The organism is Janthinobacterium sp. 1_2014MBL_MicDiv (genome assembly GCF_001865675.1).
Taxonomy (GTDB): domain Bacteria; phylum Pseudomonadota; class Gammaproteobacteria; order Burkholderiales; family Burkholderiaceae_D; genus Janthinobacterium.
This window is the reverse complement of the sequence record NZ_CP011319.1, coordinates 3313041-3327190: the sequence shown is the minus strand read 5'-3', so window position 1 is coordinate 3327190 and position 14150 is coordinate 3313041. Positions and strand designations below refer to the sequence as shown.

Annotated in this window: 7 protein-coding genes, 1 tRNA gene and 1 pseudogene; 2 read left to right on the top strand and 7 right to left on the bottom strand. The window is 50.9% G+C overall.

Features of this window, described 5'->3' with window-relative positions:
- Positions 1–176: 176 nt before the first annotated feature.
- The 4 genes and pseudogenes from YQ44_RS28280 to YQ44_RS14360 form a co-directional block, all read right to left on the bottom strand.
- Positions 177–2072, bottom strand: coding sequence for an ATP-dependent helicase (locus YQ44_RS28280; protein WP_083411849.1), 1896 nt, complete (start codon positions 2070–2072; stop codon positions 177–179).
- The gene (locus tag YQ44_RS28275; RefSeq protein WP_083411848.1) at positions 2072–3799 is read right to left on the bottom strand and encodes an ATP-dependent nuclease; all 1728 of its coding nucleotides are present in this window, start codon (positions 3797–3799) and stop codon (positions 2072–2074) included. The genes YQ44_RS28280 and YQ44_RS28275 overlap by 1 nt, the downstream gene beginning before the upstream one ends.
- Before the next feature lie 150 nt (positions 3800–3949).
- Positions 3950–4371 (bottom strand): annotated as a pseudogene (locus YQ44_RS29760) (IS481 family transposase); the annotation flags it as partial.
- Between the two features lie 493 nt (positions 4372–4864).
- Positions 4865–8791 (bottom strand): NACHT domain-containing protein, encoded by a 3927-nt coding sequence (locus tag YQ44_RS14360; RefSeq protein WP_232251311.1) that lies wholly within the window; start codon positions 8789–8791, stop codon positions 4865–4867.
- A gap of 1584 nt (positions 8792–10375) precedes the next feature.
- On the opposite strand from YQ44_RS14360, the gene YQ44_RS28965 reads away from it, so the two are divergent.
- Positions 10376–10470 (top strand) — tRNA-Leu (locus tag YQ44_RS28965).
- Positions 10471–10620: 150 nt separating this feature from the next.
- Positions 10621–11783 (top strand): IS3 family transposase gene (locus tag YQ44_RS14345; protein ID WP_156895045.1). Its coding sequence is split into 2 segments (ribosomal slippage): positions 10621–10876 and positions 10876–11783, totalling 1164 coding nucleotides; the frame shifts between segments, so codons are not numbered across the junction.
- Positions 11784–12306: 523 nt separating this feature from the next.
- Here the strand turns inward: YQ44_RS14345 and YQ44_RS28960 are convergent.
- From YQ44_RS28960 to YQ44_RS14335, 3 genes are all read right to left on the bottom strand, one after another.
- Positions 12307–12651, bottom strand: a complete 345-nt coding sequence (locus tag YQ44_RS28960; protein WP_156894850.1) for a hypothetical protein — start codon at positions 12649–12651, stop codon at positions 12307–12309.
- 106 nt (positions 12652–12757) lie between these two features.
- Positions 12758–13027, bottom strand: a complete 270-nt coding sequence (locus tag YQ44_RS28955) for a DUF6959 family protein (protein WP_156894849.1) — start codon at positions 13025–13027, stop codon at positions 12758–12760.
- A 553-nt stretch (positions 13028–13580) separates the two neighbouring features.
- A complete protein-coding gene (locus YQ44_RS14335; RefSeq protein ID WP_071323965.1) occupies positions 13581–13871 on the bottom strand; it encodes a hypothetical protein in 291 nt (96 codons plus the stop codon).
- Positions 13872–14150: the final 279 nt, after the last annotated feature.

Here is a 14150-nt window from a genome sequence, read left to right as displayed (position 1 = left end):
TAAAGTATTACGAGCATGGACGCAGCGAGATGCAGACTAAAGTAATTCAACGAGGATTCAACCTGGACTAATATGTACGGGTTTTTCTATTTTCATACCTGCCCCTTTTGCGACAAATTTGTCGACCCGAACCATAGCGCTTAGGCAAACCCTTACACTCTACCGCAGTTATACGTTCAAAGGAGTCCCATCTCATATAAAAATCGAGAAGGTTTCTTACGCTGAGCACCGTACTTATGGGCGTAACTCATCGTCAGAGTTTGTATTGTTCGAGTTATCGCGACAAAGCAATTCCTCCGCTCTTCCTGCATTTCTCGGCTTCCATCTCCAGCTAATTTACTTAGGTATGGTGGCATCTGGTCTTCTGCCATTCCGACTAAGTACACGTGCCTGAACTCGAGACCTTTAGAACTGTGAATGGTTAGGCATTGCACCGCATTGGAAGGTGTATCGGAGGTTTTATTAGCCAATGCAAGCTCTTGTAGAAACTGGCCCAAAGAAAGCGAATAAGGATTTTTAGAGCCACCAATTTCAAGGACGATGGAACGCCATACTAAACGCTCTGTCGAGTACTCAGCAAATTGCTCTTCGCCTGGATCCCGACTTCCGCTTTGCAAAGAGTCAAAGTAAGCTAACGTCTGCTCAATGAACTGAGAATAGTTACCATGAACGAGTATGGACACAGCTTTCTGAATTTCCTTAGGAATGTCTAAGTTGTCAACTACGAGCGCGCCAAGTGCTTGCAACTGGTCGCCGTTCAAGTCGGCTGAATATGTAATAAGGTCTTCCAATCTCAAGTCTTCTGCTACGCAGTCTGATAGCGCTTTAGTTACTGCCGAAGCGAGTTCCTCATCCGACCTAACCAATGCTAGTTTCAAAGCTGCCATAATGAACCGAAGAGGTGCGCTCTCAAATTGAGAGGTGCGTCGCTGCGAATAATTTCCTATTAACTTTCGATTGAGCGAAATTCGGATACGTTCCAATAGTCGTGTTGTCCGAGCTAAAACCGCAATATCTGATGGAGCTGCACCATTCATTATGCGAATGGCTATATGATCCGCGATTCCGTTAGCCTCTGCCAGGTCATCATCGAACGTTAATACTTCAACAGTGTTTCCCACTTCGTGCTCTTTCATTGATAGCGATGGTGCCTTTCCCGGCGACCGTTCACTATTATGAACAATGAGAGCATTGGCTAATGAAACTACATGAGGGGGGCATCGATAGTTTTCGGGAAGTTGCAACGTAGTTAAATCGTAGTCCCGTTCAATTTCTCTAATCCGAGAAGGACTCGCTCCAGTCCATTGGAAAATAACTTGATCATCATCGCCGACCAAAAATAAATTTGAATTTCGCTTTGGCGCGAGCGCGCGTAGTATTCTATATTGCACGAGCGTCGTATCCTGAAACTCGTCAACACAGATATAACGATAGACTGTAAGTAGCTGCCGACTAACACGCGGGCGCTCGCGGAGTAATTCTTCACAAAAATATAGAATTGATCCGAAATCTAAGCAATTTTGCCTCGTCAGCAATTCCTTGTATTTGGTAAAGAGCACATATAGCTGTCTTGCCGCATCTACATCCCTAAGTAGGGATGGTATCTCTTCTACGGGTGTGGCGTTTCGAAGCACGAAATCAATAGCTTTCAGCGCTTTCTCTGCCGAGACAAATTTAGTAAACTCTTCGGGCTTTTCAGATATCACCAGTCTAAGCAAATCGATACGCTCAGCTTCGCTGAGGATTTCGAATTCCGGTGTGAGGCCAAAGTGACTACCATGCTGACGCAAGATGTCAGTGGCAAAAGAGTGAAAAGTGGTCACCAGCGCCCGCTCTGTCCCCTGAGGTAACTTATCTAGGAGTCGCTCTCGCACATTTACGGCAGCCCTTCGCGTGAACGTCAGGCAAAGGATCCGGTATGACTCTTCTTCGCTCTGCTTGATGAGGCAAGCGATACGCATGATCAGCGTTGCGGTCTTTCCTGAGCCAGGGCCTGCAAGCAACAGCAGGGGGCCTTGGCCCCAGTTTATAGCAGCGAGCTGGCTTTGATTCAAATGGGAAAAATCACTCATTACGTTCTCCTGGCAAGTGCAATTGCCTTAACAATGGCGCTCTTCAGCGCAGCGGGAACCGATGAGGCACCACGTTCTCTCATAGCTTCAACTATGGCATATGCTGCCGTTGGTTTGTCAGGAACACACTTTACGATTTGCTCGACATACTTGGCATCACCTGCATAGACGTCTACCTTTGCCGCTCGCTTTTGTGGCACGGCTAACTTCTGATACACGTCAATAAATCCTTTTTCTGCAAGGTAGGGCTCTATGGATGATGCTCCATCCAGAGATGATATGTGGTCCGACAGACACGCGAGTCCTCCCGGTAGCCTATCCAGTGCTTTCTGCAAGTCACTAGCACCTTGGTCATCGGCATCCGTTAAACAATGCCAGGAAATCCCCAAAGAGTTTGCAGCATCTAAGAAGTAATCGATATCACCCAAGCGATACTCGACGCACCGCACACCGGCTTCTTCGAGGTCATACCCAAGTACCTCGGCCGCGCCAGAAAATAAAATTGCTTCGGTTTCTCCTTCGCCAAGCAACCAACATCTAGCGAAGAAAAGCTCGCCTCTTGTACGACTTACGAGGAACTGAAACTTACGTTGGTCACGCTCCTCAAACGTACCCATTGGAATGGCCCCAACCCTAACCTGGCCATTTTCTTTGTAAATTCGTCTTATGGACGATAGTGGCACTTCGGATAGTAGGTCCCCCGAGTGGGTTGCGATTAGTTTTTGACCTTCGATGTCACTAATCGTCTTCCATAACGCTCTCACAGCGCTTGGATGGAGGTGGGCTTCTGGCTCCTCCAACGCCACAATCGGCTTTGAATCTTTATAGCCTTGGCGCTTGGCCATTTCCGACTTCAAGAATGCATCGAACAGCATTAAGACAGTAAGACTTTGAGTGCCTTCGCCATGTCTTCCAATAGGAAGTCTTGCACCGGTTGCCGACGCAATACTCACTTGCGTTCGGCTCAGCATATCAAACACCCGCGCAGGAACAGCGTCAACGCTCACGACGTCTTTAGAACCAAGTTCAACCAGTTGCTGGACTTTAGCCAGATGGTCTCGAACCCCCTTAAATGTCCCATGGGCCTCTATGATTTGCCCGTTAATACTTTCGAGTTGTACTTCTATCTTAGCTTTCGTTGCCTCATCCATCTGCGAATTTTTGACAAAAGGAGACCAAAATTGGGAGGTGCGAGAGAATTCTTTGCCTGCGTCGCGTAATGCTGAAAGATAAAATAATGGTCGCAACTGCTGAAGATCTGTTAATCGTGCGCTGTTTTTTGCTGGTAACGCGTTTCCTACTGCATCGAGAAATTCGTATGACGTCTCAACTTCTTGTGTGATTTTTGAGTACAAAGAAGTAACACGAAGCTGCACTCTATTCCGGTCATCCGGCGCAACCAATGCAATGACCCCGCCATCTCCACCGAGCCGCTGTTCGATGTCATCCGCCCACTCGCCCACTATTTTTTCTTGAAAAGTTAGGGTAATAACGATAGGTGGAGCGGTGGTTGGGTCAGCTGCCATGCCGTCAAAATGTAGATCAAATTCCTCAAATGGAGATGCGCGTCCTGTTGCACGCAGCGAGTAAAGGCAAGCGCGAAGTGCATGTAATATAGAGGTCTTGCCACAATTGTTTTCACCGATAAGAACAGTCATTTCATCTAAGTGAAGATTAAGAGCTTTAATCCCTCTGAAGTGCTCAATCCTTATGTTCGATAACAGCACTCTACTCTCCTAAATTTCTAAACTCATGGCCTCCTGCTAACGCAGCTGAACTGCACATCGGCGTCTGTTCGATGGTCGTATAGCCGACATTGTAATCGCGGTAGGGTCTTGTTGTAATGTTGAATCACCATCTGAATTGCTACGAGCTCGCTAGATGTCCAGTCCCGTTTGATCATAAACGCGCTGTACGAGTAGATCCGGCTTCGTGTGCTGCCATTCTTTGAGCGCCTGCATGGGTGTTTTTACACCGATGGCCCATTGTGGAATGTGGTGGATGTAAAGCTTGAAATATTTGAGCAAGGTCGCCCCTCAGACTGGTCCGGCTGTCGAATCGGTTCTGCTGCAATAGCTCGCTGTTACGGCCGTTGAATCGTTTGACCATGCCATTCGTTTGCGGATGCCGGCGCAGACTTTATTGTAGGCGTGCAGGCCACTGGGTTTCCCGTCTTTTGGTGTTAAGCGGTCAGCGAATTGCGAACCGTTGTCGGTCGGCAGTTTGATGATCCTGGTAGGCGAGGGCAGCTTGAGCCGGCGCAGAGGTCGACGCTGCTTTTGTCGGTTGGCTCGGCGTGTGACGAAGTAATAGGCCGGGGGGCAGACGGCTCGTGCCGATCTCATCATTCGATCAGGCCGCCACGAGACCGCACACCAGGAGTCTGACTGGACACCCATGCCCAACACGATCCATCATTTTTTATCTTTCAAGAACTATGGATCGGGTTAATGCCCCCATTTTTAGAGCGCGCTAAAAATGGAGGATAGGCGGCCATGGCAAGCATCTGTTTTGGCGTGATGCCGGCAAGTGCTATATCGCGGCAGCCGTGATCGCAACTCCACCGCCAGCGTGCGAAGTCCCCGATCTGGCCCAGCACACGAAGCAGATGACGGGCTAGTTTATCGTAGCCAAATGTGCCGCTATCGCGCGCATAAGCAGGCGCTCTGCTACCACCTCGGTCCGATATGACATCTCTCACCGTCCGCTATGGTGGGGGAAGGCCAGTCTAACTTGCTGGAGCAAGTACGTGGCAGACGTCTTGCGCGGAACAGGATCAGGTGATGCCAGAATCAAATTGGAAGCCGAACAGACGCTTGTGCCTCCGACTGTAGCCAAGGTGCAGCATCATTCTCAACTTTCTGATATCCGAACAACGATTTATCGCGCTGTTTCAGAGTTGCTTTGACAGCGTTCTTAATGTCGTCACGGGGTAATAACTGCATTATGGGCGCCCCACAGCGTGGCTGCCCATGCGCCTCTACAGCTTCGACGAGCAGAATCCAGACACGGGAATCGACACAATGCAGTAGTAGTATGGCCGCGCATTTTGCCTCAGAGGGACTGTCTGTTGCCATCATGGTCAAAATCCATTGACGCATCCGGGAAAGTGTCTCGATATAGCTTGTAGCTGTTTGCACTACCTCTTCTAGCCCGATGGATCCGTCGCCGAGTTTACGCACCGTAGCATCAAAGTGACTTTTGTCGCACCCAGAGCCAGCTAATAGCAGAAGTCCCCTACGGCGAAAATACGGAGCATCCGTTTGCAAGTCGCGTTCTGCTTGCCCGAAAAGCCATTGGCGGTTGCCACCTTGGACTAACAATTCACAATTGGCTAAGACATAGGCGTCGCTCGTCGCGGCCTCGATGCGCTCCAGCCAGAGATTACTCGCTTCGTCTGGCCGAGGATAGGACGAAAGGGCGGCATCAAGCAGGTCTCCCTCAGTCCAACCATCAATTGAGCGAACGGGAATGTCTTGCGCTCGAATCAGGGCCATAAGTTCAAGTCCCAGAGCATCGCCAGAATGAAGCAACACTCTGGTTAGCGCGGATACAAAACTCCCGATCGACCTCAGACGCCTGCGGTTCTTGGCGTCTTCAACGAGCAGATGAACCTCCCTCCGAAAACCAGGCACTTTTTCGAGCATAAGAGTGATTGTTGAATCCGACCAGAAGGCTGTGTAAGCCCAGTCTCCGCGCTCCGCAGCCGATATCATGGCGTCCCTCAGAGCGTTTTGGAGATCCCCCAACTGACGGTCAGCGAAGCCGTATGACATCGCGCCGAATCCATCGCTTTGTTCAAGCCCACCCCATGACGATAGCTCGGAGCGGAAGGACACGGCATTATCAATTTGATTCAAATCCACTGACACAGACGTCACCCCTCCACGATTTGGTGCAGGTGTTCGAACCGCCACCCTCAATTCAGGATATGGCTGCTGCTGAGGGTGTACCTGCAATCTAAGCCACGCGAGCAGATGCCCAGCAAATGCCGTGGCCAGCTTTCGCCGACGCTGCTCGCCAGTGACCTCCCCAAGCACTGCCGCACAGACAGCCAAATCGCATCGATTAAGAAGTGCGGATACTGCCTCGTTGGAGTGCTGTAGCAAAAGCACAGTGAACCAATGCTTCTCCAAATGCGTCGGCTCGCCTGTTAGCTCCAACCGACCGATTCTCTTACGGACCGCCACTAGGGGCATTTGAGACAGAAGCTCCATGGCAAATCCGCGAGTGAGGCTATTGGAATACGCGAGGGCGCGGTCGACAAGAGGAAGCCAGACGTTGTTTGCGCACTTTTCTTGTGCGATGGCATACCACAACACAGGCAACAGTTGATCGTCTTCGGCCGCAAGATTAGCTATTTGCTCCTGTGCCTTGGGCGAATCAAGTTGCTGAAACTCATCTTCAAAACTTGCCAGTTGAACGCGAATAGTACCTCGCCTCAGAAGCTCGTGAACCTGTTCATGAGGCGTCATATAAGCGAGGAGCATGCTGAACATAGTGAACTCGATTACCCTTGTTTTTCCCGTGTCGCTACCGACCACGACTGAAAATCTCTCCCAAGCCTGACGAATAACTGAAACGTCTGCGAGCTCGAACAAGCTCAAGTAACCATCTGCGGCGAAAAGCCAGGGATAAATCGCTTCGTCCTCCCGCTGCTCGATCCCGCGGATAAAGTCGAGAACCGCAGCCTTATATACGTCTGGACATAGCCGACAAAGAAGTGGCTCGAGTAAATCCCAGTCGTGATCTTCGACCGTCCGCGCGAGGACGACACGGCGGTTCGCAATCGGAAAGTTCTGCCCATACGACCGCAGCTCGGAAACAAAGTCGTCGGGATATTTGAATGTCAGGTCCGATGCATACTTACTCGCCACCGCTATCTTCGCCTCGAACTTCACAGCGCCATTACCCAGAAAGGTCTGAAGTGCTTCCCGTGTTGGGTTTCCGAACAAACCAGGCAGTCCCACATTGTGCATTGCCACTTCCGACTCTTGTCGCACTGTACTAAGCTGTACCGCTAGAGAGGGCGTCGCTGTAGACTCGAGAAGAATTCTACGGATCCGGCGCTTGCCTTCGACCGAAATCAAAGACAGCGCTTCTATCCGCTGGACAGCCGCAGTCACCTGCTGATCGAGGGAAGACCTGCTGGAGCCCAGAATCCAACCGCTGATATTCCCTCTCGACGTCATCATGACTGAATCCGCCAATAGGCTGTTGAAGGCTACCTGAAAGAATATTTGCCTATCCGCCAGAGAAATCACCGCCAGTGCCAACCTCGCAAGTCGAAGAAGCCGTTGGTTCGCTATGCGCGTGAGAGTAAGTACGCCATCTTTTGTGAGCTGGACTTGACCAATTACGGGTGCCACAGCACGAACACTTGCGCTAATTTTGTGTGTTAAGACTCCAGCATCCTGGCGATATAACTCACCGTGCTCGTGAATGAAGCTAGCCCAGCGAGCCAGAACATGCACAATAGCACTATCAGATTTTGCGCATTTGGTCAGTTGTATGAGCCCGTGCAACACCATCTGTTCGATAGTCGAATCCACACCCTGCACTGCCCATAATCCTTCGGCAACTTGAGCAACGACATGGGGTCGCTTCGATCCAAGCGAGATGATACCTTCTACCGAAGTCTGGTCAGCGTTCTGGCAGTCCAGCAATTCCAAGGTGAGGGCAACGGCGACTTCGTCCCTAATTTCCCTATCGGCTAGAGCTTTGTACGCTGCGGCTGCACAAATTTCGGCAGTGAGCGGATTTCGCTGTGTGTCGTGCACAAAAAAACCAATTTGCTCACGCAGTACGGTAATCGTTCCAGTAACTGACGTGAGAGCATCAATCAGCAGGAGGCTTAATCCTTCGACAAGGTAAGGGCGCTCGAGGGTCATCGCAGCACCTTCACGACGTAACACTCCCCCAGACGCGAGCTCAGCCAATGCATCTACAGTGCTTGGGTTGAGTACGAGCAAGTCCTTCAACTCACCTGCAGTGACGCGCCGACTCATTTGGCCAGCAAGATGCTTCAGAACGTCTTCAAACTCATTAAGGCCTACGGGATAGTTCATGCGCGTGCGATAGCGGTTCTTCCAGGCGTGATACTGCAGCAACTCAACCGTAAGTTCGCTCGCGTCACCGCCCTGCTTCAAGTACATGAGCGCATCCGCCAAGTAACGGGGCTTACGTGCCACTGGGCCCAGGGCCCATAGTCTCTCAACGTTTTCGCGAGACTGATTGTGCATCGCAATCGCAAACTCTTGCTCGTCGAATTCAGTTAAGTCGAACTCCATCGCTTGCAGCTGGAGCCGGGGCCTCAGCTGCTGGCGCCAGGTGTCTGGCCTACAAGTGATCACGAACAAGACATTTTGGCCCGCCGCCGCAACTAGGTTCGCTATGTAGTCGGTCCAAAACTGATAATCATGCCGCTCATTGATACCATCAAGAACGATAATGGCACACGCTTCCGATATACCACCTAGCCATCTCTGGAGCTTCAAATTGAAGATCCTTTCCTCAGATGTCTGTAGTTGGCTAACAGCGAGTCTAGCTAAATCTCGTAGACCGAACTCCTTACTCGCCGAGGACTTGAACCAGAAGACGGGCGGTGCAGCTTGCCTGGAAATTACACCTCGCACCCATGTGGCGACTGCCCACGACTTCCCATTTCCCTCTTCGCCTTGGACAACGCATATGCGTGGAGCACCAGGGCGTCGGGGCATCGAAACGAAAGCTTCTAGGCAATCCTGCAAGGCCGGGCGAGGCACATTTACAGACGTGAATTGGCCAGGTGCCAATGGAGCATTCAGCCTGAGCCGACTGATCTCCTCGCCTTCCAAGATAGCGCTCAACGACGTATTTATACGTGTGCGAAAACTTGGCAGGCCCACAGTGGCGCTCGCAAATGCATTTCTCATGCGTGTCAGAGCGCACTCGAATCCGACGCTCTCTTTCACTTTACAAAAATATTCACTGAGTTCAAGCCTGGTGGCACCGTTGTCTTGACAATGAAAAAGAACCTCGTTCTCAAAAGCGGCGCAGAGGTAATCGAGGTCGGCTGGCTGAGTGACAGTTCCACAGGATAGGACATAAAAGTCAGCTCCCATTTCTCGCGTCTTCTGCTCTAGCCACTCCGCTACTGAGGCATCCATTGAACGTGTAGTCGCTAAGACCCACATATCCAAATCGGGAGCTGCATTTGCCGAGATCTCGATCTGGGTGCGCAGTCCCCTTTCATCAAGAGAACTTGACTCTTCGTATCGCTTGCACTCGACGAAAATGCATTCAGCTGCGTTGCCACTGGAGTCCGCATCGCGGCCTTGCTGGGATCCGGATCTCCGTACTAGAAATGGGATCCCCGTGAGCTTCGAGAGCAGCTTAGCAACCACTCCCTCAAAACCGGCTTCGCCACTCGCCGGTAATGAATGAAGGATAGTCGCAAGTACGCTTACAGGCGGCTTCTTTAAGGATATCCACTTCGACGTGGAATTAGGTTTCCTTGACTTCTTGATTGGTGCCACGATTGATCCGCTCCGGAAGCATATTCTAGGTTGTTCTACCAGCTTCATTGTTGCTCACACTTGCACATGCTGGGGAGGCGATGCATTGAAGCCGACTTCTCTTCTTTAGGCAGAATTATGGCTCGTGAGTGTCTACAAAACTCGTGACGATTCAAAATGAACTGCTACGAGTTCGCTAGACGCTCTTCATACGCTCAAAATACTGCTTTTCGCAATTGAACGGGCTGGGGTCTCGTAATGACTAGTCCACCGCCAGCGTGCGAAATCCTCCGCCTCATCGAGCGCTTCAAGCGGATTGTGGGCCAGCCTGTCGTTGCCAACGGTGCCGCCATAGCGTTCAGAAGCAGCTGTCCTCTTGCGGCGGCCTCGCCTGGCTCACGTAGACCCGCTCCCAACATATGAGCGCAAGGAGGTGCCAGCCGATACTGCAATCGCTGGGAACCCGGCAGCAAGGGCGGATTTTTTGCAACTCCAACGTACAACCTCCTAAACGGTGATGCCCGTGATAAATAGGGAAGGCCAGAGATACTGGAGCAAAGTAGCAACCCGTTACATGAAAATAGTACTATAATCCTCATTCTAGATTGATATTCAAATATCTCTAACCGAGTTGGGCTCAATGATGCCTAGCGGTTTTAGGTTCACTAGTTTGTTGGCGATCATCTCTGATTTCGTAACGGTGGGAACGGTTTTGTTCCCGGCACTTTCACCTTACTTCTTTTCTATCATGGGGGCTTTTATGATTCCAATTACTAACGTGTTTGTTTGGTGCGGAATAGCGGCGCTGCGGGTCGAGTTTTGCTAGCAAATATAGGAACCTAGTGCTGCAAGGACACCAGCCAATAGTGACCGTGGAGGTTCGAATCCTCCGACCCGCACCAAATAACAAAAGCCCCTTATGCTAGGGGCTTTTTTCTTTTTAATCTCGGATTCAAATAGACCCGATCCTACCAACGGCCACAGATACTGTAGTGGTTTAATGTACCCGGACACTGATTTAGGCGAGAATGCTCGCCATGGAGAGGTGTTTGATGAGCAAGCAAAGACGTACGTTTTCCCCTGAGTTCAAACAGCAGGCAGCATGCTTGGTGCTGGATCAAGGATACAGCCACGTGGAGGCAAGCCGGTCGGTCGGCATCGGCGAATCGGTGCTGCGCCGCTGGGTGCAGCAGCTGCAGTTGGAGCGGCAAGGCATCACGCCGCAGAGCAAGGCAATGACGCCAGATCAGCAGCGAATACAGGAACTCGAAGCACGTATTGAGCGTCTCGAGCGGGAGAAGTCCATTTTAAAAAAGGCTACCGCGCTCTTGATGTCGGAAGGGATAGAACGTACGAGGTAATCGATCAGATTTGTGGTGACGAATCAATCGAGTTGATCTGCGCGGTGTTCGACGTAGCGCGGTCATGCCTGTATGCGCATCGGGAGCGCGCCCGGCACATTGATGTTGAGCGCATGGCATTGCGTCGCCGTGTGCACGAGCTGTTCGTCGAGAGTCGCAGTTCGGTGGGAAGCCGCAGCATCATGGGCATGATGCGCGAGGAAGGCACGGCAATTGGCCGCTTCAAAATCAGTCGTTTGATGGAAGAGCTAGGGCTGGTCTGCAAACAGCCTGGCAGCCATGCCTATAAGCAGGCTACGGTGGAACGGGTCGATATTCCGAACCACCTCAACCGTGAATTCACAGTAGAGGCGCCAAATCAGGTCTGGTGCGGGGACATCACCTATGTCTGGGCACAAGGCCGATGGTATTACCTGGCTGTGGTGTTGGACTTATTTGCTCGCCGAGCGGTGGGCTGGGCATTCTCGCTACGACCCGATGCCGACCTTGTTGTGCAAGCGCTGGAAATGGCTTACGAGCAGCGAGGTCGACCGCAGAGGTTGCTGTTTCATTCGGATCAAGGTAGCCAGTACTCCAGTCGAAAATTCCGTCAGCGCTTGTGGCGCTATCGGATACGACAGAGTATGAGCCGTCGGGGAAATTGTTGGGATAACTCCCCGATGGAACGGCTGTTCCGCAGCTTCAAAACTGAATGGCTGCCGTCAACTGGTTACATGACGGCACAGGAAGCACAGCGGGATATCAGCCACTACCTGATGCACCGGTATAACTGGATACGACCACATCAGTTCAACCAGGGACTGGCACCGGCCGTCGCCGAAGAAAAACTTAACGTAGTGTCCGGGATGGGTTGACCACTACATTGTGTCGCCAGTAGCTTCTGTCCGGTAGCGGCACCAGAGCATAGCGGATTGCCAAGCGGAAAAACTCAAACATTATCACGCTGGTTCGAATGGCCACTTCTGGTCGAAGTCCGCCGTGATCCCCCACTGCAATTATTTGCATCGTAGCCATTCGTCCCAAATTTGAGAAGCGAGGCCACGATAATCGGTTATCGGCCCGGCAGTCTCGCTGTCGAATCATCTACAAAATTCCTCGTGAACTATAAGTTGCACATCGGCTTCAGATTTGGCATGCCTCAGTCGGGGAATAATTGTCCCGACCTCTGGTTCGTATTCGTCAGTGTTCGTTTCAAAATTAATACCAATTGGGTCAGCCCTGAACAGTAGCGTTGAGAGCGCATCGAAGAGCTCACGATACTGTAGTCGAACAGCTTTCCTCTTTTCTATCTCGGTGCTAACCATCAATACAATCCTGTTTTCCGGCTACAAAAATGACCGTCTGCTCTTGGCCGAAAGGCGCTTCTTGGATACGACATCAAATCGAGTCAAGTTTCTGCAAATATGTTTCTGCTATCGATGCAGAAATTTGCCCATGAATTGCTGGCATCTCCAATCGTTGTAGTATGTCCCACATTGGCTGGTAGCGATCAGCTAGTTCATAATTTTCCCAATTTGGACAAATGTAGCTCTCAACGGAAAGAATTAGTGATGCCCATTCCTTCAAATCCGAAGCCGAAATTTTCTGCTGCAAGTACATCTTAATCACGGCTGCAACATCATTCGGGAATACAAATATATCCGAATCGCTTTTCTTTTGATTAGATTTTAATATTCGGACAGCGTTGATACTTCCTTTCAGTGCCTCTTCGAAAAGGTTCATCTACTTTCCTTCGCCTAGGTATAGGTCTGCTATTGGCCGGTTGCCGCTGTTGGCGGGGTCCGCCCCGAAGCAGATGCTCGCCGTTTTCACGAAAGAGCGAAGATGCTCAGTCGCTAAACGGAAGAGAGATATTGTTGCTCATTAACGTGACTTTGTAGTGAGACACCAGGTCAGATAGCTGCTCAACAGTGTCCGCGAGTTCTCCTGCGGCCTCTTCACTTAGGCACGCCGCTTCAGACTGCACTACTTTAAGAGACCGAAGCAAGACACTCAGTGTATCGCCTTGAATCAGGCACCCGGGGAAATTACGCTGTGGATGGCGCATTACAACGGCGTTCGATGCATCAGAAAAAATTTCGACTTCTTGAATATACATTGTGTCTCCAATTTATCATGGGTAGACTCACCGACCGCTTCTGGCGGGCTGCTGTCGTTGGTAGGTTGCGCCCCGAAGCTGACGGTGCCAGCCATGAGATCACGCTCGCTTTAATTGGAAAGCAGAACCTTGATTGCCGCCTTAGATTGACCAGCGAGCAAAGCTATCTCAGCGGGAATGACAACCTCGCTCCAAGACAATTTCGCTTCGACGGACACTATCAAATATAGCTCACGGTAGCATCCGTCCAACTTGGTCTTGACCCAAGTAAGGGTTCTCCCTATGGTGTCAAGCGTTACTGGGATAGAGATATACCTGCTTTCGTCCAGCGCTCGCATGCCCCCACGACGACATGCGAAGTGAATAGCCATTTGTTCGAAGGTCTGAACATCCATTCCATGCACGACGACAAAATAGGCTAATCGATCATCTTGGTTCATTATATTAATCACAGGTTTGCAGTCCAGCCCACAGGCCAATCCGTCATCGATGTTAGAGCAGATGAGGTCCGCTTTTGGCCGACAGCAGCCTTCCAATATCCTTTTCTGCTCACTTAATCAATGCCCATTTCATCCAGCCAAGATTCAACTCCGAGCTCTTTTGCGGCTTGGATAAGGCAGTTTTTTTCCTCGACGGAACCTTTTTTCAACTCCGCTGAAATCTCTTCGAGTGCCGCGACATCTTCGTCCGAGGCCTCGCTGGCTCGACTACCTATATATTGTGTGGCGAATATTATGGCGCATGCAAGTGTTTTGATATTGCCCTCCGTGAATCGAAAAATATGCTCATCGGCGTCTGTCTTGGGCCGGTTGCTGTCGTTGGCAGCTTTCGCCTGCGGATTCAATCGATCAACGCAACACTTTAACTTAAATGCATCGTTGCAGATTGGAAATGATGCGATAAAGAACTCGAATCGATTGTTACGCACCCCGCGAAACCCGGGATTAACCTTGCAAAGGGTTTAGCCACGGAAGAGTTCATGGAGGAACGCGCCGAAGCCCAAGCAACTCTTGCTTGAGCGCGGTAGGAGTCTTTGCAGGGCAGGGGGGAGGTACGTCAGACCGGAGCTGGACTTTGAATCAGGCAGCCGCGAGATCGCACACCTGGTGCCCGGCAGGGTATC

Coding starts and splice junctions, on each gene's coding strand:
- YQ44_RS28280 (WP_083411849.1), bottom strand. CDS start 2,072: ATGAGTGATTTTTCCCATTTGAATCAAAGCCAGCTCGCTGCTATAAAC.
- YQ44_RS14360 (WP_232251311.1), bottom strand. CDS start 8,791: ATGCCCCGACGCCCTGGTGCTCCACGCATATGCGTTGTCCAAGGCGAA.
- YQ44_RS28960 (WP_156894850.1), bottom strand. CDS start 12,651: ATGAACCTTTTCGAAGAGGCACTGAAAGGAAGTATCAACGCTGTCCGA.
- YQ44_RS28955 (WP_156894849.1), bottom strand. CDS start 13,027: ATGTATATTCAAGAAGTCGAAATTTTTTCTGATGCATCGAACGCCGTT.